The organism is Embleya sp. AB8 (genome assembly GCF_049739465.1).
In the GTDB taxonomy this organism is placed as follows: domain Bacteria; phylum Actinomycetota; class Actinomycetes; order Streptomycetales; family Streptomycetaceae; genus Embleya.
Genome location: NZ_JBMHHY010000017.1, coordinates 49,292 through 68,691 on the forward strand (window position 1 = coordinate 49,292; position 19,400 = coordinate 68,691).

Consider the following 19,400-nt stretch of genomic DNA (forward strand, 5'->3'; position numbering starts at 1 on the left):
ACCCCGGCCGGGCTGATGGATTGCCTGCCCGGGCTGTCGGGTTGCTTGCTCGGGGTGCCGCGTTGTTTGCCCGGGTCGGCGGGTGGCCTTGCCCCGAGCGGATCGTGGCCTTGCGGCGGCTGTGGTGGAGGGTGGGTTTGGGCGAGGGTTGGGTGGTTGGTCGGGGCGGCGGTATTAGGGTCGCCGGGTGATGACTGTCATCTGGATTCTGCTTGCCGTGCTCGCGGTGGGCGTTTATCTGAGCTGGACCGCCGGGCGGCTCGATCGGTTGCATGCGCGGGTGGATTCCAGTCGGGCCGCGTTGGACGCGCAGTTGTTGCGGCGTTCGGCGGTCGCGCAGGAGATCGCCACCTCCGGGCTGCTCGATCCCGCGTCCTCGCTGGTGCTGGCCGGCGCCGCGCACGAGGCGCGCAACGCGGCCGAGGAGGAGCGCGAGGTGGCGGAGAGCGATCTCACCCGCGCGCTGCGGATCCTGTTCGAGGACCCGGCCCAGGCGGACGACCTGCGGGCCCGCCCCGGCGGCGCGGAACTGGTCGCCGAACTGCAGACCGCCGTACGCCGCGTGCCGATGGCCCGGCGCTTCCACAACGACGCGGTCCGCGGCGCCCGCGCGGTACGCCGACACCGCCTGGTGCGCTATCTGCGGCTCGCGGGCCACGCCCCGTACCCGGTCACCTTCGAGATGGACGACGAGGAGCCGCGCACATTGCAACCGGGTGGGTCCTGACAGGAGCCACGCAAAGGCCACCGTGGACAGATTGGCCCGGGTAATTCGCCGGGGTGGCATGACATTAGGATCCACATCACCCGTACGATGGAGCCAACCGTCGTCGTTCGTACCCGTGTGAGGTCTTCCGTGTCCACCACCCCCGCAAGCCCCCAGACCGGCACCGACCTGGTCAAGCGCGGCATGGCCGAGCAGCTCAAGGGCGGCGTGATCATGGACGTCGTCAACGCCGAGCAGGCCAAGATCGCCGAGGACGCGGGCGCGGTCGCCGTCATGGCGCTCGAGCGTGTGCCGGCCGACATCCGCAAGGACGGCGGCGTGGCGCGCATGTCCGACCCGGACATGATCGACGGCATCATCGGCGCCGTGTCCATCCCGGTGATGGCCAAGGCCCGGATCGGCCACTTCGCCGAGGCCCAGGTGCTCCAGTCGCTCGGTGTGGACTACATCGACGAGTCCGAGGTGCTGACCCCGGCCGACGAGTCGAACCACATCAACAAGTGGAAGTTCACCACCCCCTTCGTGTGCGGTGCCACCAACCTCGGCGAGGCGCTGCGCCGGATCACCGAGGGCGCGGCGATGATCCGCTCCAAGGGCGAGGCCGGCACGGGCAACGTGGTCGAGGCCACCCGGCACATGCGCACCATCCTCAAGGACATCCGCCAGCTCTCGGTCCTGGACGAGGACGAGCTGTTCGTCGCCGCCAAAATCCTCCAGGCGCCGTACGCGCTGGTCAAGGAGGTCGCCGAGGCCGGCAAGCTGCCGGTGGTGCTGTTCACCGCGGGCGGCATCGCCACCCCGGCCGACGCGTCGATGATGATGCAGCTCGGCGCCGAGGGTGTGTTCGTCGGCTCCGGCATCTTCAAGTCCGGCGACCCGGCCAAGCGGGCCAAGGCGATCGTGGACGCGACCCTGCACTTCGACGACCCGGACGTGATCGCCAAGGTCTCGCGCGGTCTCGGCGAGGCGATGGTCGGCATCAACATCGACACCCTTCCGGCGGAGCAGCGCTACGCCGGTCGCGGCTGGTAGTCGCAACGCCTGTGCCGGCGCCCGCGAGCGGCACCGGCGCGCGGTTCGAACCTGCTGTGGGCCGGGCCCGAACGCGATCGCGTTCGGGCCCGGCTCGGTACCTACGACCGGACGAGGTTGACGTGTCCACTCCCATCATCGGTGTCCTCGCACTCCAGGGCGACGTCCGCGAACACGCCATCGCGCTCGCCGAACTCGACGCCATCGCCCGCCCGGTGCGCAAGGTCGAGGAGTTCGCCGACCTCGACGCGCTCGTCATACCCGGTGGCGAGTCGACCACGATGTCCAAGCTCGCGGTGTCCTTCGGGCTGTTCCCCGCGCTGCGCGAGCGGGTCGCGGGCGGCATGCCGGTCTACGGCTCGTGTGCGGGCATGATCATGCTCGCCGACAAGATCCTGGACGGCCGCGAGGACCAGGAGACGGTCGGCGGGATCGACATGATCGTGCGGCGCAACGCGTTCGGGCGGCAGAACGACTCGTTCGAGGCCGACGTACCGTTCGCCGGCCTGGCCGGCGAGGACCCCATCCACGGCGTGTTCATCCGGGCCCCGTGGGTCGAGTCGGTCGGCGCCGAGGTCGAGGTGCTGGCCCGGTTGAGCGCCGAACCGTACGGGGATCGCATCGTCGCGGTGCGCCAGGGCAACCTGCTCGCCACGTCCTTCCACCCCGAGCTCACCCCCGACCGGCGCGTGCACGCGTACTTCGTGGACATGGTCCGTGCCACGCTCTGACTCCGCGCGCCGGTAGGATCTTCCAGCCTGTACAGGCCCGTGCAGCGCACCCGCGACCCGAAGGAGTAGAGGCGGATGTCCGGCCACTCGAAGTGGGCGACCACCAAGCACAAAAAGGCCGTCATCGACGCCAGGCGCGGAAAGCTCTTCGCCAAGCTGATCAAGAACGTCGAGGTGGCGGCGCGCACCGGCGGCGGTGACATCGCCGGCAACCCGACGCTCTACGACGCCATTCAGAAGGCCAAGAAGTCCTCGGTCCCGAACGACAACATCGACCGCGCGGTCAAGCGCGGCTCCGGTGCGGAGGCCGGCGGCGCCGACTACCAGTCGATCACGTACGAGGGGTACGGACCGAACGGTGTCGCGGTGCTGATCGAGTGCCTCACCGACAACCGCAATCGCGCGGCGTCGGACGTGCGGGTCGCGATGACGCGCAACGGCGGCTCGATGGCCGACCCGGGCTCGGTGTCGTACATGTTCACCCGCAAGGGTGTCGTGATCGTGCCGAAGAACGACCTGAGCGAGGACGACGTACTCGGCGCGGTGCTCGACGCCGGGGCCGAGGAGGTCAACGACCTCGGCGAGACCTACGAGGTGGTCAGCGAGGCGACCGACATGGTCGCCGTGCGGACCGCGCTCGTGGACGCCGGGATCGACTACGACTCGGCGGACGCCAACTTCATCCCCAGCGTCTCGGTCGAGCTGGACGAGGATGGCGCGCGTAAGATCTTCCGGCTGATCGAGGCGCTGGAGGACAGCGACGACGTTCAGGACGTATGGGCGAACTTCGATGTCGCCGACGACGTCATGGCGAAGATCGACGAATAGTTCGATGTGGCAATGCGCGAGGGGCCGGCGGCAACTGCCGCCGGCCCCTCGCGCGTTCGGGTCCTCGGGTCCGCGCTACGGGTTGGTGTTTATCACGTAGAGCAGGAAGCCGACATACCACCCGGAGAAGGCCGCCCCGGCCACCAGTACGGAAATCACCACGCCGCGCGGCCACTTGACCATCAGCCGGGCCAGCGGCAGCACGATCGTGAAGGCCGGCAGCATGAAGCGCGGCTTGGAGTGGAAGAACCAGCCGTTGCTCGTGGTCAGCGCGAGGAACATGACCACGCCGCCGTACACGTGTACCGGCAGCGGGATCCGGCGGTCGCGGAAGGACCAGATCATCAGCGCCACGGACAGGATGATCACGAACGTGCAGACCACGTAGATCGGCCGACCCACGTGGGTGAGGTACTTGTTCATCCACTGGACCGTGCTTATGCCCCAGTCGAAGCGCAGGTTGAAGGCCTTGTCCTGGATCCAGACCCACCCGTCGGGGCGGCCGGCCAGCCAGCCCACCCATGCGATGAAGCCCACGCAGGCCAGCGGCGAGAGCAGCGTGGCGAGCACCGGGCGCCGTGCCTCGGGGGCCAGCAGGCCCAGTCGGGTGCCGTCCTCGCGGCGGCGCAGCGCGATCGCGAGTGCCGCCACGCCCAGGGCCGCGACCAGGCCGAACGCGGTGTTCCGGGTCAGCCCCGCGAACAGGCACAACACGCAGGCCAGGGTCCACTGGCGGCGGACCACCGCGAGCAGCCCCCAGGACGCGAACGCCACGAACAGCGCCTCGGAGTAGACCATGGTCAGCACCATCGAGCCCGGCGCGACCGCCCACAGCAGCGCGAACAGGGTGGCCACCCGATGGCTGCCGGTGAGTTCGCGGCCGAGCGCGTACAGTCCCCACGCCGCGACCACGCCGGCCAGTACGGTGACGACCATGCCAGCGTTGAGCGCGGACAGCCCGGTCGGGTTCGCGACCAGGCGGATTGCCCAGGGGTAGCCGGGGAAGAACTCGACGTTGGTCCAGTACGGCTTGCCGGCCGGCGACACCGGGATCTTGTCCACGTAGCCGAAGTCGGCGATGTCGCGGAACCAGACGCCGTCCCAGGAGCCGACCATCGACCAGAACGGCTTCCCGGTCGCGAACGCCATCAGGCCGAGCACCACGAGGTTGATCGCGCGCGCGATCAGGTAGCCGAACACCGCGGTGCGGGCCGGCCGGAACGAGGCTCGCGCGCGCCGCGCGAAGTCGCCGGCGCCGAGCCGTACGCGGCCTGCGAACGTGTCCGCGAAGGTGGTGTCGGGAACCGCCGGCATCCTGGTCGCACCCTTCTGGGCGGCCGGTGGGGTCTCGGCGACCGGCATGGACGGCGACGGCATGAAAACCTTCCGGGCGGCGAGCGGGGGCAGTCTCCAACCGACCCTAGCGTTGCCTGTGTGGGCCTTTCGGCGGTGACCGGACCGCTTGGCGAACGATCGTCACAGGGCTGTCATCGGGGCGTTATCGACGGGGACAAGCGTACGTGTCGCTCGAACGAGTGATCACGGAGTGGCGCTGCCGGGAGGATCGCCGCGGCTGCACTAGGGTTTGCCCGAGCGAACAGGTGTTCGTATCGGGTGGTGTTCGGCGCACCGGGGCCGACCGCCGGGCGGGCGGCGACCCGACGCGGCCGAGCGGGACGGACGGGACGAGAGGGGCGCGGCATGCGGGTCTTGGGGGTCGACCCCGGTCTGACCCGATGCGGCGTGGGCGTCGTGGACGGCGCGGTGGGCAAGCCGCTGCGGATGATCGAGGCGGGCGTGGTGCGCACCCCGGCCGATGCTCCGATCGACGCCCGGCTGCTGGCCGTCGAGCAGGGCATCGAGGAGTGGCTGGACCGGCATCGCCCCGACTGCGTCGCGGTCGAGCGGGTGTTCAGTCAGCACAACGTGAGCACCGTGATGGGCACCGCGCAGGCGTCCGCCGTGGCGATCGTGTGCGCCGCGCGGCGCGGCCTGCCGGTCACGCTGCACACGCCCAGTGAGGTCAAGGCGGCGGTGACCGGCAGCGGGCGGGCGGACAAGGCCCAGATCGGCGCGATGGTGACCCGTATCCTGCGCCTGGACGGTCCGCCGAAACCGGCCGACGCGGCCGACGCGGTCGCGCTGGCGATCTGCCACATCTGGCGCGGCGGCGCCACCGACCGGCTTGCCGCGGCGGTCGCGGCGGCGCGCACCCCGGCCGGCCGGCTGCCGCGCGGCACCCGCCGCTGACCGGTACCGGCCGCCGGATCGATGTCGGCCGACCAGCTTCGTACGACCAGCAGAGCAGGAGCACACAGGTGATCGCGTTCGTCTCCGGAACGGTGGCCGGCCTCGGCCCGGACACCGCCGTCGTCGAGGTCGGCGGGGTCGGCCTGGCCGTGCAGTGCACGCCCGCCACGCTCGCGACGCTGCGGGTCGGCGAGCCGGCCCGGCTGGCCACCTCGCTGGTGGTGCGGGAGGACTCGCTGACCCTGTTCGGCTTCGCCGCCGACGACGAGAAGCGCACGTTCGAGGTATTGCAGACGGCCAACGGGGTGGGCCCGAAGCTGGCCCTGGCGATGCTCGCGGTGTACCACCCCGACGCACTGCGGGCCGCGGTCGCGGGCAAGGACGCCAAGGCGCTGACCGCGGTGCCGGGGATCGGCCCCAAGGGCGCGCAGAAATTGCTCCTGGACCTGAAGGACAAGCTCGGCGCGCCGACCGGTGCGGCCGGTGCGGTCGGCGTCGGCAGCCCGGTGCGCGCCGGTTGGTCCGATCAGTTGCACGCGGCTTTGGTCGGCCTGGGCTACGCGGCCCGCGAGGCGGACGACGCGGTGGCCGCGGTCGCCCCCGAGGCGGACGGCATGGCCACCCCGGATGTCGGCGCCCTGCTCAAGTCGGCCCTGCGCGGCCTGAACCGCCGATGAACCCGGTGCGTCGCCCCGGCGCGAGCCGCGACACCGCCGTGTCGTCCGAGTCGGGCAGGATGAACGTCGGCCGCACGAACACGACCATGGGCGGAACACGATGACGCAGGACGGCGAACGCCTGGTGACCGCCGAGGCGGACGGCGAGGAGCAGGCCGTCGAGGCCGCGCTGCGACCGAAGAACCTGGACGAGTTCATCGGCCAGGAGCGGGTGCGCGAGCAGTTGTCCCTGGTGCTCACCGCGGCCCTCGGGCGTGGCGGCACCGCCGACCACGTGCTCCTGTCCGGCCCGCCGGGACTCGGCAAGACCACGCTGTCGATGATCATCGCGGCGGAGATGGGCGTACCGATCCGGATCACCTCGGGCCCGGCCATCCAGCACGCGGGCGACCTGGCCGCGATCCTGTCCTCGCTGTCCGAGGGCGAGGTGCTCTTCCTCGACGAGATCCACCGGATGTCGCGGCCCGCCGAGGAGATGCTCTACATGGCGATGGAGGACTTCCGGGTCGACATCATCGTCGGCAAGGGCCCGGGCGCCACCGCGATCCCGCTGGAGTTGCCGCCGTTCACCCTGGTCGGCGCGACCACCCGGGCCGGACTGCTGCCGCCGCCACTGCGCGACCGGTTCGGGTTCACCGGCCACATGGACTTCTACGCGCCCGCCGAACTCGAACGGGTGTTGAATCGTTCGGCAAGATTGCTCGACGTGGAGTTGTCGATCGAGGGCGGCGCCGAGATCGCCGGCCGCTCGCGGGGCACCCCGCGGATCGCCAACCGGCTGCTGCGCCGAGTCCGCGACTATGCGCAGGTGCGGGCGAACGGCAAGGTCGATCGCGACATCGCGGCCCGGGCCCTGGACGTCTACGAGGTGGACGAACTGGGCCTGGACCGGCTCGACCGAGCGGTGCTCCAGGCCTTGATCACGCTGTTCGGCGGCGGCCCGGTGGGCCTGTCCACGCTGGCCGTGGCGGTCGGCGAGGAGACCGAGACGGTCGAGGAGGTCGCGGAACCGTTCCTGGTCCGCAGCGGTTTCCTGGCCCGTACACCGCGCGGTCGGGTGGCCACCGCCAGGGCCTGGGCGCATCTGGGACTGAACCCGCCGCAGGGGGCGCTGCCGGTGCAGCAGGGTGCGCAACAGAGCGTGTTGTTCGACAACGGGGCCGTGACCGGTAAGGATGCAACCGAGTGAGGCCGGTGCGGGTCGGGAACGCACGCGGCCGGTAGTCGTTGTTCCTGTAGTAAGTACCCGTCTAGACTCCGCCGAGGCCGCCGCACCGTGGCCGGCCGAGTGTCACCGTCCGGGCCGCCGAGCGGCCTTGGGAAGGAATCGTTTCAAGCCGTGGACCCGCTTACCCTCCTCCTGCCAGTAATCATCGTCGTGGTGTTCTACTTCCTGATCATCAAGCCCGGGAAGGCGCGCCAACGACAGGCCATGGAAACGCAGAACTCGCTGGTCCCGGGGGCCGAGGTGCGCACCATCGCGGGTCTGTACGCGACGGTCACCGAGGTCGAGGACGATTCCGTCATCCTTGAGGTCGCCCCCGACGTGCACTGCCGCTTCGTCAAGACCGCCATCGCGGCCGTGTTGACCTCCGGTGACGAGCCCGAGGACGACGAGGTCGAGGACGAGCACGAGGACGCCGCCGAGACCGGCGACGACGTCGTGCGACTCGACAAGAAGCCCGAGACCGCGGACACCGAGAGCACGGACGCCAAGGCGGCGGACGCCAAGACTGCGGATGCCAAGACTGCGGACGAGAGCCGGGGCGAGGGCACGAGCAAGACGCCCGAGACCGGCGACCGGCTGCGCAAGGACGACAAGCAGGACTAGTTCGGCTCGTGTGGGGTGCGGTGGTCCTCGGGCCACCGCAGCGCAATACAGTCAAGTGACCGGGGGTGACACCCCGGATACGACAGCGCCCGGCGACCCGCCGGGCGCCGTGCCGTGCCGGCGGATGCGGCGAGAGCCCGTCCGCGGCGGCATCGAGAGGGAGATTGGGCGAAGGTGGCAGCACCGAAATCGAGTTCCCGAGGGCACCCGGGGCGGGTCCTGGCCTTCATCGGGGTCGTGATCGTCGCGTTGTACGCGATCATGTTCTCGACCGGGGACAAGACCCCACGTCTGGGCATCGACCTCGCGGGCGGCACGAGTGTCACGCTCACCGCAAAGGCCGACCAGGGCCGTAGCGGCGCGGTCAACAAGTCGAACATGCAGACCGCGGTGGAGATCATCCGCCAGCGCGTCAACGCGTTCGGCGTGTCCGAGGCGGAGGTGCAGACCGAGGGCGATCGCAACATCGTCATCAGCATCCCCAAGGGCAAGAACGAGAAGGAGACGGCGGAGCAGGTCGGCCAGACCGCGAAGCTGTTCTTCCGGCCCGTTCTCGAGGCGTCGCCGATCGCGCCCCAGGGCGGCACCAAGCTGCCGCTGACCCCGCCGTCGACGCCCCCCGCGAGCACGCCGCCGGCCGCCGGCACGCCCCCCGCGGCGAGTGCGCCGCCGTCGGCACCCGCGTCCAACAAGCCGCAGGGTCGGGTGATCCCGAACCTGAAGGACGCGCCCGGCGCCACGACGCCGCCGGCGAACCCGCCCGCCGGCACTCCGCCGGCCACTACTCCGCCCGCGACGCCGCCGGCCGGTGCCGACGCCAACGGCATCACGCCCGAGCTGCGCGCGAAGTACACCAACCTGGACTGCAGCCTCCCGCAGAACCGCGGCCTGGGCATCGAACCCATTCCCGAGGACAAGCCGACCGTGGCGTGCAGCCGCACGCAGGGCGACAAGGCGGAGAAGTACATCCTCGGCCCGGTCCTGATCCCCGGCACCGACGTGTCCTCGTCGAAGGCGCAGCTGCCGCAGAACGGTTCCGTCGGCGGCTGGGAAGTCGAGCTCAAGTTCTCCGACTCGGGCACCAACAAGTTCACCAAGATCACCGGTGACCTGGCGGCGAACAAGTACCCGACCAACCGCTTCGCGATCGACCTGGACGGCGTGGTCGTCTCCGCGCCGTCGGTGCGGGCGGAGATCCCCGGCGGCAGCGCGGTGATCTCCGGCGACTTCACCCGCACCTCGGCGAAGGACCTGGAGAACGTGCTCAAGTACGGCGCGCTCCCGCTGTCCTTCACCAAGAGCGACGTGACCACGGTGTCCGCGTCCCTCGGCGGCGACCAGCTCCGGGGCGGCCTGATCGCGGGTGCGATCGGCATCGTCCTGGTCATCCTGTACTCGCTGTTCTACTACCGCGGTCTGGGCCTGGTGAGCATCGCGAGTCTGGCGGTGTCGGCGGCGCTGACCTACGCCATCATGTGCCTGCTGGGCCGAAGCATCGGCTTCGCGCTCAACCTTCCGGCCGTGTGTGGCGCGATCGCCGCGATCGGTATCACGGTGGACTCGTTCATCGTCTACTTCGAACGCATCCGGGACGAGATCCGCGAGGGTCGCACGCTGCGCCCGGCCGTACAGAAGGCCTGGCCGCGTGCCCGGCGCACCATCCTGGTGTCCGACGCGGTGTCGTTCCTGGCCGCCGCGGTGCTCTACGTGGTCTCGGTCGGCAAGGTCCAGGGCTTCGCGTTCACGCTGGGCCTGACCACGCTGCTCGACGTCGTGGTGGTGTTCCTGTTCACCAAGCCGCTCATGACGATCCTCGCCCAGCGCAAGTTCTTCGCGGACGGCCACAAGTGGTCCGGCCTCGATCCCGTCGCGCTCGGTGCCAATCAGCGCCAGTCGTATCGCAGCCGTCGTCCGCGGACGCGCACTGCCGGCGTCAAGGAGGCGTGATGAGTCGTTTGGGTGACCTCAAGAACATCGGCGTCCGGCTGCACCACGGTGACGTCTCGTTCGACTTCGTCGGACGCAAGAAGCTGTGGTACTCGATCTCCGGCCTGATCCTGGTGCTCGCGGTCGGCGGTCTGCTCGGCCGCGGGCTGCACGAGGGCATCGAGTTCAAGGGTGGTTCGGTCTACACGATCGAGCACACCTCGGCCTCGCAGAACGACGCCCGCAAGGCGGTCGCCAACTTCACCAACGGCACCGACGCCATCGTGCAAAAGCTCGGCGGCGACGGTCTGCGGATCCAGCTGGCCGAGTCCGACGCGAACAAGACCAAGGTGATCGCGGCGGAGATCGCCAAGGACCTGAAGGTCGCGCCGGACAAGGTCAACACGCAGGTGGTCGGTCCCAGCTGGGGCAAGGAGATCTCCAACAAGGCCCTCCAGGGCCTGGGTTGGTTCATGCTCCTGGTGGTGATCTACCTCACCTTCGCCTTCGAGTGGCGGATGGCGGTCGCGGCCCTGGTCGCGTTGATCCACGACATCGTGATCACCATCGGCGTCTACGCGCTGGTGGGCTTCGAGGTCACGCCCGGCACGGTGATCGGTCTGCTGACGATTCTCGGTTACTCCCTGTACGACACCGTCGTGGTGTTCGACACGGTCAAGGAGAACACCAAGAGCATCACCAAGCAGACCAAGCTGACCTACAGCGAGGCGGCCAACGCGGGGTTGAACCAGACCCTGGTGCGATCGATCAACACCACGATCGTCGCGCTGCTCCCGGTCGCGTCGCTGCTGTTCGTCGGTGGCGGGCTGCTCGGCGCCGGCATGCTCAAGGACATCGCGCTGTCGCTGTTCGTGGGTCTGGCCGCAGGCGCGTTCTCCTCGATCTTCATCGCCACGCCGATCCTGGCCGACCTCAAGGAGCGGTCGCCGGAGATGCGGCAGCTGGCGAAGAAGGTGGCCCAGCGGCGGGCGGCCGAGGCGAAGGCGGCCAAGGCCGCCGAGGCCTCCGGGATCCCGGTGGAGCAGACCGACCCGGACGCGGCGGGCGAGACCGACGCCGATGCCGAGTCGGACTCCGACGAGGACGAGACCGTCCCCGCGCAGGGCGGTGCGCCCCGCGCGGGCGCCGCGCGCGGCCGGGCGCGGACCCGTCCCGGTGGCAAGAGGAAGCGTTGATGGCCGACGACGAGCTGCGCGAGCTGCTGGAGAGCCGGATCCGGGACGTGCCGGACTGGCCGCAGCCCGGTGTGGTGTTCAAGGACATCTCGCCGCTGCTGGCCGATCCGGTCGCGTTCGCGGCCCTGGTCGACGCGCTGGCCGAGCGTTGCCGGGGCCGGGTGGACAAGGTGGCCGGGATCGAGGCCAGGGGCTTCATCCTGGCCGCCCCGGTCGCCTACCGGGCGCAGGCCGGCTTCGTGCCGGTGCGCAAGGCGGGCAAGCTGCCGTGTGCCACCTACGCGCAGTCCTACGAGCTGGAATACGGCTCGGCCACCCTCGAGGTGCATCGGGACGCGTTCGAGCCCGGTGACCGGGTGCTCGTGATCGACGACGTGCTCGCCACCGGCGGGACCGTCGAGGCCACGATCGACCTGGTGCGCCGGGCCGGCGCCGAGGTGGTGGGGGTCGAGGTCCTGCTCGAACTCGGCTTCCTCGACGGCCGGGCGCGGCTCGCGTCGGCGTTGCCGGCGGGCCTGCTGGAGTCGTTCATCGTGGTGTGACACGCCGCCGCAGGCGGGCCGTCGGCGGCCGGAGGCGCCCCAGGTGGGGAGCCTCCGGCCGCCGTCGTTTCGGCGGGTGCGGCACCGGATGGCCCAGTCGTGAGGGCGCGGGTCAGTACGATGGAAGTTCCGTCATCTGTGGGAGGAGTTCCCTTGCCGGACGAGGTAGCGCCCGTCGCGTCGTCCTCGGGGGATGCCGTCGAACACGCGGCTCCTTCCGACGACGCCACCCGCGTCACGCCGGGCCCCTCGGGGCACCCGCCGGTCGGCGCCGGAGCCGCCGACCAGGCGGCGGCGCGGGCGCGCTCCGCCGAGGGTGCCGAGCCTTCCGCCGGGGAGTCGGCCGAGGCCGCGCCGCCGCCGGCCGCCGCCGACGCGGCGCAGCCGCCCGCCCGTGCGGCCCAGGACAGCGCCGACGGCCCCCGGGGCAGCGACGGGCACAGCGGGCCCGCCGCCGGCGCGGCCGGGCCCGAGGCCAGGGGGCCGCGCCCGGCGGCCAAGGCCGCACCGGGCCCGGCGGGCGCATCGCGCGGCGGCGAACGCTCGCGCTCGTTGCGGGTGGACGGGCCCAGCCGGGTCCGGGCCCGCCTGGCCCGCCTGGGCGTGCAGCGCAACAGCGTCTACAACCCGGTCGTGGAGCCGTTGCTTCGGGTGGTCCGGGTCAACGACCCCAAGGCCGACCTGCGCCAGATCGAGCGGGCCTACACCACCGCCGAGCGCTGGCATCGCGGCCAGCGACGCAAGAGCGGCGACCCCTACATCACCCACCCGCTCGCGGTCGCCACCATCCTGGCCGAGCTGGGCATGGACCCGCCGACGCTGATGGCCGGGCTGCTGCACGACACCGTCGAGGACACCGACTACGGGCTCGACGCGCTGCGCCGCGACTTCGGCGACACGGTCGCGATGCTCGTGGACGGCGTGACCAAGCTTGACAAGGTCAAGTTCGGCGAGGCGGCCCAGGCCGAGACCGTGCGCAAGATGGTCATCGCGATGGCCAAGGACCCGCGCGTCCTGGTGATCAAGCTCGCCGACCGGCTGCACAACATGCGCACCATGCGCTACCTCAAGCGGGAGAAGCAGGAGCGCAAGGCCCGCGAGACGCTGGAGATCTACGCCCCGCTGGCGCACCGCCTGGGGATGAACACGATCAAGTGGGAGCTGGAGGACCTGGCCTTCGCCATCCTCTACCCCAAGATGTACGACGAGATCGTCCGCCTGGTCGCCGAGCGCGCGCCCAAGCGGGACGAATACCTGGCCCTGGTCACCGATCAGGTCCAGGGCGATCTGCGCTCGGCGCGGATCAAGGCGACGGTGACCGGGCGGCCGAAGCACTACTACTCCGTCTACCAGAAGATGATCGTGCGCGGCCGCGAGTTCACCGAGATCTACGACCTGGTGGGCATCCGGGTCCTGGTCGACTCGGTCCGCGACTGCTACGCGGCGCTCGGCACCATCCATGCGCGGTGGAACCCGGTGCCCGGGCGGTTCAAGGACTACATCGCGATGCCCAAGTTCAACATGTACCAGTCGTTGCACACGACGGTGATCGGTCCCGAGGGCAAGCCGGTCGAACTGCAGATCCGTACCTTCGACATGCACCGCCGGGCCGAGTACGGCATCGCCGCGCACTGGAAGTACAAGGCCGAGGCGGTCGGCGCCAAGGGCGCGACCAAGGCCGACGCCAAGCCCGCGCGCAAGGGCGAGAACCCGGCCAACGACATGGCCTGGCTGCGCCAACTCCTGGACTGGCAGCGGGAGACCGAGGATCCGGGCGAGTTCCTGGAGTCGCTCCGCTTCGACCTCTCCAGCCAGGAGGTCTTCGTCTTCACCCCCAAGGGCGACGTGATAGCGCTGCCGGCCGGCTCGACCCCGGTCGACTTCGCCTACGCGGTGCACACCGAGGTGGGACATCGCACCATCGGCGCCCGGGTCAACGGCCGCCTGGTGCCGCTGGAGAGTCGGCTCGACAACGGCGACCTGGTCGAGGTGTTCACCTCCAAGAGCGAGACCGCGGCGCCCAGCCACGACTGGCTCGGCTTCGTCAAGTCGCCCCGGGCGCGCAACAAGATCCGCCAGTGGTTCTCCAAGGAGCGCCGCGAGGAGGCGATCGAGCAGGGCAAGGACGGGCTGACCCGGGCCATGCGCAAGCAGGGCCTGCCGCTGCAGCGGCTGATGTCCGGCGGCGGGGACACCCTGGTCACCCTGGCGCACGAGCTGCGCTATCCCGACATCTCCGCGCTCTACGCGGCGATCGGCGAGGGGCACGTCTCGGCGCAGACCATCGTGCAGCGCCTGGTCGAGTCGCTCGGCGGCGAGGAGGGCGCGACCGAGGACCTGGCCGAGGCCACCCGGCCGACCACCACCCGGCGTCGGCCGCGCTCGACCGGCAACCCCGGGGTCGTGGTCAAGGGTGTGGACGACATCTGGGTCAAGCTGTCCCGGTGCTGCACACCGGTGCCCGGCGATCCGATCATCGGATTCGTCACCCGGGGCAACGGCGTCTCGGTGCACCGGCAGGACTGCGGCAACGTGGAGTCGTTGTCCCAACAGTCCGAGCGGATCGTCGACGTCGAGTGGGCGCCGACCGCGTCCTCGGTGTTCCTGGTCGCGATAGAGGTCCAGGCGCTCGATCGTTCGCGGTTGTTGTCGGACATCACCCGGGTGTTGTCCGACCAGCACGTGAACATCCTGTCCGCGTCGGTGGCCACCACGCGCGACCGGGTCGCGGTGAGCCGGTTCACCTTCGAGATGGGTGACCCGAAGCACCTGGGCCACGTGCTCAAGGCGGTACGCGGGGTGGAGGGCGTCTTCGACGCGTATCGGGTGACCAGCGGGCGGCAGCAGTAGGCAACGCGCGGGTGCGAGGCGGCGTCGGGAGGCTCTCCGGCGCCGCCTCGCGCGTTGTCCGCAGGACTGGCCGGCGCGGGCCGCGCCGGGTGGGTTCGACCCCCTCGTACCGGGTCCGGACGCGTTGACCCGAGTTTCCTTACGTCATATAGTTACTGCATGTTGAGCGTCGCTGGATTACGGAAGCGCTATGGCGAGGTCGTCGCCCTCGACGGATTCGAACTGGAGGTGGCACCCGGGGAGATCGTCGGGCTCGTCGGCCACAACGGGGCCGGGAAGACGACGTTCGCGCGGGCCGTGGCGGCCCTGCTCCGGGTGGACGCGGGGACGGTGCGCGTCGCCGGCCGGCCGATCACCCCCCGCCGTCGGCGACCCGGCGAACTCGGCCTCGCGCCACAGGAGTTGGCCTTGTTCCCGACCACCGCGCTGGAGAATCTGCGCTATGCGGGCCGACTCTACGGCCTCGGGCGGCACACCCTGGCCGAGCGGATCGCGGAGACCGCCGAGGCGCTCGGCCTGACCGAACTCCTGCCGCGGCCCGTCGAGGACCTCTCCGGCGGCCAACAGCGCAGACTGCACGCCGCCGCGGCGATGTTGCACCGGCCCCGCGTGTTGCTCCTGGACGAGCCGACCGTCGGCGCCGACCCGGTCACCCGCGAACTGCTCCTGCACGCCGTGCGGGACCTGGCCGACCGCGGCACCGCCGTCGTGTACACCACCCACTACCTGCCCGAACTCGAGGTCCTCGACGCGACGTTGGCGGTCGCGGACCACGGTCGGGTGATCGCTCGCGGCTCCCGCGCCGAGTTGCTCGCCGCACTGCCCGGCCGGGTCACCCTGTCCTTCGCCGACGGCGCCGGGCTGGTCTTCCCGCCCGATCTGTCCGGCCACGCCGGCGGCCTCCACGGGGACGACGTGGTGATCACCGCGATCGATCCGGCCGCCGCTGCCGCGCGACTGCTCGCGGCCAATCCGGAACACGCGGCGCGGCTGCGCTCGATCGCCCTGGACGCGCCGTCCCTCGACGACCTCTATCGGGAGTTGCTGACCCGCAATGGCGCTTGAACTCGCCGGTGTTCGCCGGCTCTCCGCGGTCGCCCGCCACCAATGTGTCCTGATGGCCGGCGACCCCGGCCCGCTGATCGCGTTCACCGTCATCCCGATGGTGCTGGTCAGCGTGATCCGGCCGATGATGGTGCTGCTCTCCGAAGCGTTGCCGAAGGACCTGACCGACGGCACCGCCCAGGCCACCGCCGGGATGGCGGTGATGTTCTCGTTGTTCGTGCTGAAGCTGGTGGGCGCCGGTCTGCTCGACGAGCGCACCACCTGGCACACCTGGGACCGGGTCCGGGCCAGTCCGGCCCGGTTGGGCGAGATCCTGGTCGGCAAGGCGGCGCCCATGTTCGCCTTCCTGCTCGTGCAGCAACTGCTCCTGTTCGGCTTCTCGGCCGCGGCGTTCGGACTGCGGCCGGCCCGGGGCTGGTGGGCGGTCCTGCTGGTGAGCGTGGCGTGGCCGCTGTGTGTGCTGGCGCTGGGCACCGGCGCATCCACCCTGGTCCGCACCTCCGCCCAGCTCAGCGCGGTCGGGGATATTTCGGCGGTGGTCACCACCATCATGGCGGGCGCGCTCGTGCCGTCCGCGATGTTGCCCGGCTGGATGCGCCACCTCGGTCCGCTCACCCCCGGCTACTGGGCGATGAGCGCCTACCGATCGGCACTGAACGGCTCGGCCCCGCACGGTCTGGCGGCCTCCCTCGCGGTGCTGACCGCGTTCGCGCTCGCCGGACTGGCGGCCGGGGGCTGGGCCGGGCGGCGCGCGTCACGCTGATCGGGAGCCGGGCGATCGAGCACCGGCCGATCCAGAACCGGCCGATCGAGCACCGGCCGATCCAGAACCGGGCGATCGAGCACCGGGCGATCGAGGACCGGCCGATCGAGCACCGGCCGGTCGAGCACCACCAGGGCGGCGGCGGCCGTGCTCTCGTGCGTGATGGTGAGCGCGAGGCCCGTGGGGCCGGGCCCGGCCGCCACCCCCGCCGCCCCGCCCAGCACCACCATCGGCCGATGCCGTCGCCGGCACGCTCCGCCCGGTGCCCGACACTCGGTCGGGTCCGGCAGGATCTCGATGTCCGGCAGGTTCGGCTCGACCAGGCCCAACACCTCGATCACCGCGAGCTTCGCGGCGTACTTGCCGGCCCAGGACAGGCTCGCCGGCCCCCGCGCCAGGTCCAGGGCCTCGCGAGCGGAGAACACCGCCTCCGCGGCGGCCGGCAGTACGTCCTCCGGGTGCCGGCTCGGCAGCGGCAGCAGGACCAGTACGGCCGCGCCCCGAGGGTCGTGCAAACGCGAGACGGCGAGCCCGGTGGGAAGGCCCGGGCCCGCCGTCCGCGCGGCCGGGCGGATCGCGCCGTCCGGCCCCGCGCCGACGCCACTCATCGCGACGGGTCGGCCCGGGCGTCCTCCGGCGCGCCGAGCACCGTCGCGACCACCCCGGCGCAGCCGACCGTCTCGATCAGCACCCGGCGGATCACGCCCTGCTCCGGCCCGTCGGCCGAGGATGCGTGCGCGCCGAGCGCCGACAGGTCGAGGTCGCCGCGCATCGCGGCGATCGCGGTGAGTACGTCGAGGAGCCCACCCGCGGCCAGTGTCTCGCCCAGTCGCCCCCGGGTCCGCGCGATCGCCGTCGAACCCGGGAACACCCGGGCCAGGGCCACGAGTTCGGCCTGCGCCTCGACCCGATCCGGGGCTGCCCCGGCGGCGAGCACCCAGTCGATCTCGCGCGGCCCGCGACCCGCGGCGGCCAGCGCCCGGCCGGCCGCCGACGCGAAGGCCGAGGGGTCGGCGGGCCGCCCGGCCGCAAAGTCGGCGCCGCCCGCCTGACCGGTGCCCTCCACCACGGCCGACGCTCGCCGGCCGCGCGCCCGGGCCCGCCGGGCGGACTCCACCACCACCGCCGAGGCGCCGTCGACCCACCGCCCCGGACCCCACCACCGGAGTTGCGCGTCCCGGAACGTGTCGGTGATCTCGTCACAGCCCACGACCACGGCGTACGGCACCTCCCCACGCGCGACCAACCCGCAGGCGTGATCGAGCGCCTGGAGCCCGGCGGTGGCACCGGAGAGGAACGTGATGGTCGGCCCGCGCAACCCCAGGCAGATGCCCAGCGTCCCGGGCGCGGACGTCATCGTGGTCCGGGCGAACGATGCCCGCCGGGCCGGGACCAGGAGTTCGGACAACGATCGGCCGAACTCCTCGACGCTGCGCATCGGGCCGCTCGCCGTGGCGAACATCAGCGCCGCCTCCTCGGCCGGCCCGTCCTGCGCGCGCGGATCGATGCCGGCCTCGCGCAACGCCTCGACGGCGGCGACCACGGCCCGCCGGGTGAAGCCGTCCATCCGCCGCCACTGCCCGGGCAACACCTCGTCCGGGCAGGCGAGTTCGGGCCCCTCGGCAACGGACTCGGCGGCGGCCGGCGCGGCCCACAGCGCGGCGTGCCCGACCCCGGCCGGTCCGACCGCGCCGACGCCGGTGATCACCACCCGATCGCGAGCGGCCCGAGCGCGGGATCGGGCCGGGACCGCGCCGGGAGAGGCGAGCAGGATCGAGGCGTTGTTGCCGCCGAACGCGTAGCTGTTCGACAGCACCACCTCGACCCGGGCCGGCCGGGCGTGGTCGGGCACGATGTCGATGCGATCGTCGAGCACCCCGCCCGCGCCCGCCGTCGGCGGCAACACGCCCTCGCGCAGCGCGAGTACCGACGCGACCGCCTCGATCGCCCCGGCCGCGCCGAGCGTGTGCCCCACCGCGGACTTGACGCTGCTGATCGGGACCGCGCCCACCCGGTCGCCGAACAGCAGGATCATCGCCTCCTTCTCCATCGTGTCGTTGCTCGCCGTGCCGGTGCCGTGCCCGCTGACGTAGTCGATCCGCTCGGCGCCGAGCCCGGCCGCCGTCAACGCCCGCCGGGCGGCGGCCAACGCGCCCCGGGCGGTGGGATCCGGCGCCACCGGATGGTAGGCGTCCGCCGACATGCCGCTGCCCAGGAACTCGACCAGGATGTCGGCCCCGCGCCGGACCGCGTGTTCCCACTCCTCCAGGATCAGCACCGCCGCGCCCTCGCCGACGCTCATCCCGTCCGAAACCGTGTACGGGGCGCAGCGCCCGGCACTGGTGGCGCGCAGTCCGTGGAAGCCGGCCAGGGCGAACAGGCACAACGATTCCGCGCCGCCGGCGACCATCACCTCCGCGCGGCCGTCGCGGATCTGCGCGGCCGACCAGGCGAGCGCGGTGGTACTGGAGGCGCACGCCGTGGAGATCACCGCCTGCGGCCCGCGCAGCCCGAAGCGGCGGGCGATGTGGTCGGCGGGGCGGGTGTACATGTCCGCCACGTGCCGCTCGCCGCGCAGCGGCAGTTCCGCGCCGTCGGCATGGAACATGCCCTGGCAGGTCCCGATCCCGAGCCCGTGCCGGCCGCCGTCGGGCACCGGTGCGGCCAAGCCGCTGTGCGCCAGCGCCTCGGTGACCGCCGCGCCGAGCATCGCGGTGGTGCGCTCGACCGGCTCGCCCCCGGTCGCGGCGGCCAGGGCACGGTCGTCGACCCGCGTGACATAGAGCTCGCCGAGCGGGCCGGGTACCGAGCCCAGCAGCCCGAGCGCGGTCCGGCCGGCGAGCAACGACGCCCAGAACGGCTTGACGCCGACCCCGAATCCGGACACCACGCCCAGTCCGGTGACGGCCACCCGCCGGTCGCCGCCGACCCCGCCGGGGCGGACGTCGGCGTGCTCCGCGTCCTCGTCCATCGTGTCCCCTC

At 71.6% G+C, this 19,400-nt stretch carries 16 protein-coding genes; 14 read left to right on the forward strand and 2 right to left on the reverse strand.

Going from position 1 to position 19,400, the window contains the following annotated elements; genetic code table 11:
- Nucleotides 1–190: 190 nt before the first annotated feature.
- The 4 genes from ABIA38_RS25200 (at nt 191) to ABIA38_RS25215 (ending at nt 3,318) form a co-directional block, all read left to right on the forward strand.
- Nucleotides 191–727: a hypothetical protein gene (locus ABIA38_RS25200; RefSeq protein WP_406300365.1), complete on the forward strand. Its 537-nt coding sequence runs from the start codon at nt 191–193 to the stop codon at nt 725–727.
- Between the two features lie 87 nt (nt 728–814).
- Complete coding sequence (gene pdxS / locus ABIA38_RS25205; RefSeq protein ID WP_424641086.1) at nt 815–1,759, forward strand: pyridoxal 5'-phosphate synthase lyase subunit PdxS; 945 nt, start codon at nt 815–817, stop codon at nt 1,757–1,759.
- 122 nt (nt 1,760–1,881) lie between these two features.
- Nucleotides 1,882–2,490, forward strand: a complete 609-nt coding sequence (gene pdxT / locus ABIA38_RS25210) for a pyridoxal 5'-phosphate synthase glutaminase subunit PdxT (RefSeq protein WP_424641087.1) — start codon at nt 1,882–1,884, stop codon at nt 2,488–2,490.
- Nucleotides 2,491–2,565: 75 nt separating this feature from the next.
- On the forward strand, nt 2,566–3,318 hold the full coding sequence (locus ABIA38_RS25215; RefSeq protein WP_424641088.1) for a YebC/PmpR family DNA-binding transcriptional regulator: 753 nt from the start codon (nt 2,566–2,568) through the stop codon (nt 3,316–3,318).
- A 75-nt stretch (nt 3,319–3,393) separates the two neighbouring features.
- Here ABIA38_RS25215 and ABIA38_RS25220 read toward each other — a convergent pair whose 3' ends face one another.
- Nucleotides 3,394–4,695, reverse strand: a complete 1,302-nt coding sequence (locus tag ABIA38_RS25220) for a mannosyltransferase family protein (protein ID WP_424641089.1) — start codon at nt 4,693–4,695, stop codon at nt 3,394–3,396.
- A 324-nt stretch (nt 4,696–5,019) separates the two neighbouring features.
- On the opposite strand from ABIA38_RS25220, the gene ruvC reads away from it, so the two are divergent.
- The 10 genes from ruvC to ABIA38_RS25270 all read left to right on the forward strand — a co-directional run bounded on the left by ruvC (nt 5,020) and on the right by ABIA38_RS25270 (nt 16,418).
- Entirely contained in the window at nt 5,020–5,568 is a 549-nt protein-coding gene (gene ruvC, locus ABIA38_RS25225; protein WP_424641090.1) for a crossover junction endodeoxyribonuclease RuvC, read from the forward strand.
- Nucleotides 5,569–5,636: 68 nt separating this feature from the next.
- Complete coding sequence (gene ruvA, locus ABIA38_RS25230) at nt 5,637–6,245, forward strand: Holliday junction branch migration protein RuvA (RefSeq protein ID WP_424641091.1); 609 nt, start codon at nt 5,637–5,639, stop codon at nt 6,243–6,245.
- Nucleotides 6,246–6,345: 100 nt separating this feature from the next.
- A complete protein-coding gene (gene ruvB / locus ABIA38_RS25235; protein WP_424641092.1) occupies nt 6,346–7,434 on the forward strand; it encodes a Holliday junction branch migration DNA helicase RuvB in 1,089 nt (362 codons plus the stop codon).
- 150 nt (nt 7,435–7,584) lie between these two features.
- Nucleotides 7,585–8,076: a preprotein translocase subunit YajC gene (yajC, locus tag ABIA38_RS25240; RefSeq protein ID WP_424641093.1), complete on the forward strand. Its 492-nt coding sequence runs from the start codon at nt 7,585–7,587 to the stop codon at nt 8,074–8,076.
- 174 nt (nt 8,077–8,250) lie between these two features.
- Nucleotides 8,251–10,023 (forward strand): protein translocase subunit SecD, encoded by a 1,773-nt coding sequence (gene secD / locus ABIA38_RS25245; RefSeq protein WP_424641094.1) that lies wholly within the window; start codon nt 8,251–8,253, stop codon nt 10,021–10,023.
- Nucleotides 10,023–11,198 (forward strand): protein translocase subunit SecF, encoded by a 1,176-nt coding sequence (gene secF, locus ABIA38_RS25250; protein WP_424641095.1) that lies wholly within the window; start codon nt 10,023–10,025, stop codon nt 11,196–11,198. Before secD ends, secF begins: the two co-directional genes overlap by 1 nt.
- A complete protein-coding gene (locus ABIA38_RS25255) occupies nt 11,198–11,740 on the forward strand; it encodes an adenine phosphoribosyltransferase (protein ID WP_424641096.1) in 543 nt (180 codons plus the stop codon). The genes secF and ABIA38_RS25255 overlap by 1 nt, the downstream gene beginning before the upstream one ends.
- Nucleotides 11,741–11,893: 153 nt before the next feature.
- The gene (locus ABIA38_RS25260; protein WP_424641097.1) at nt 11,894–14,590 is read left to right on the forward strand and encodes a RelA/SpoT family protein; all 2,697 of its coding nucleotides are present in this window, start codon (nt 11,894–11,896) and stop codon (nt 14,588–14,590) included.
- 159 nt (nt 14,591–14,749) lie between these two features.
- Nucleotides 14,750–15,655, forward strand: coding sequence for an ABC transporter ATP-binding protein (locus tag ABIA38_RS25265; protein ID WP_424641098.1), 906 nt, complete (start codon nt 14,750–14,752; stop codon nt 15,653–15,655).
- Nucleotides 15,645–16,418, forward strand: a complete 774-nt coding sequence (locus ABIA38_RS25270) for an ABC transporter permease (protein ID WP_424641099.1) — start codon at nt 15,645–15,647, stop codon at nt 16,416–16,418. The genes ABIA38_RS25265 and ABIA38_RS25270 overlap by 11 nt, the downstream gene beginning before the upstream one ends.
- 604 nt (nt 16,419–17,022) lie before the next feature.
- Here the strand turns inward: ABIA38_RS25270 and ABIA38_RS25275 are convergent.
- Nucleotides 17,023–19,389 (reverse strand): beta-ketoacyl synthase N-terminal-like domain-containing protein, encoded by a 2,367-nt coding sequence (locus ABIA38_RS25275; RefSeq protein ID WP_424641100.1) that lies wholly within the window; start codon nt 19,387–19,389, stop codon nt 17,023–17,025.
- Nucleotides 19,390–19,400 lie beyond the last annotated feature (11 nt).

What these genes read in the sequence shown, in the direction of transcription:
- ABIA38_RS25275 (WP_424641100.1), bottom strand. Translation starts at nt 19,389, where the DNA reads ATGGACGAGGACGCGGAGCACGCCGACGTCCGCCCCGGCGGGGTCGGC.
- ruvB (WP_424641092.1), top strand. Translation starts at nt 6,346, where the DNA reads ATGACGCAGGACGGCGAACGCCTGGTGACCGCCGAGGCGGACGGCGAG.
- ABIA38_RS25265 (WP_424641098.1), top strand. Translation starts at nt 14,750, where the DNA reads ATGTTGAGCGTCGCTGGATTACGGAAGCGCTATGGCGAGGTCGTCGCC.
- ruvC (WP_424641090.1), top strand. Translation starts at nt 5,020, where the DNA reads ATGCGGGTCTTGGGGGTCGACCCCGGTCTGACCCGATGCGGCGTGGGC.
- ABIA38_RS25255 (WP_424641096.1), top strand. Translation starts at nt 11,198, where the DNA reads ATGGCCGACGACGAGCTGCGCGAGCTGCTGGAGAGCCGGATCCGGGAC.
- secF (WP_424641095.1), top strand. Translation starts at nt 10,023, where the DNA reads ATGAGTCGTTTGGGTGACCTCAAGAACATCGGCGTCCGGCTGCACCAC.
- ABIA38_RS25200 (WP_406300365.1), top strand. Translation starts at nt 191, where the DNA reads ATGACTGTCATCTGGATTCTGCTTGCCGTGCTCGCGGTGGGCGTTTAT.
- pdxS (WP_424641086.1), top strand. Translation starts at nt 815, where the DNA reads ATGGAGCCAACCGTCGTCGTTCGTACCCGTGTGAGGTCTTCCGTGTCC.
- ABIA38_RS25270 (WP_424641099.1), top strand. Translation starts at nt 15,645, where the DNA reads ATGGCGCTTGAACTCGCCGGTGTTCGCCGGCTCTCCGCGGTCGCCCGC.
- ABIA38_RS25215 (WP_424641088.1), top strand. Translation starts at nt 2,566, where the DNA reads ATGTCCGGCCACTCGAAGTGGGCGACCACCAAGCACAAAAAGGCCGTC.
- ABIA38_RS25220 (WP_424641089.1), bottom strand. Translation starts at nt 4,695, where the DNA reads ATGCCGTCGCCGTCCATGCCGGTCGCCGAGACCCCACCGGCCGCCCAG.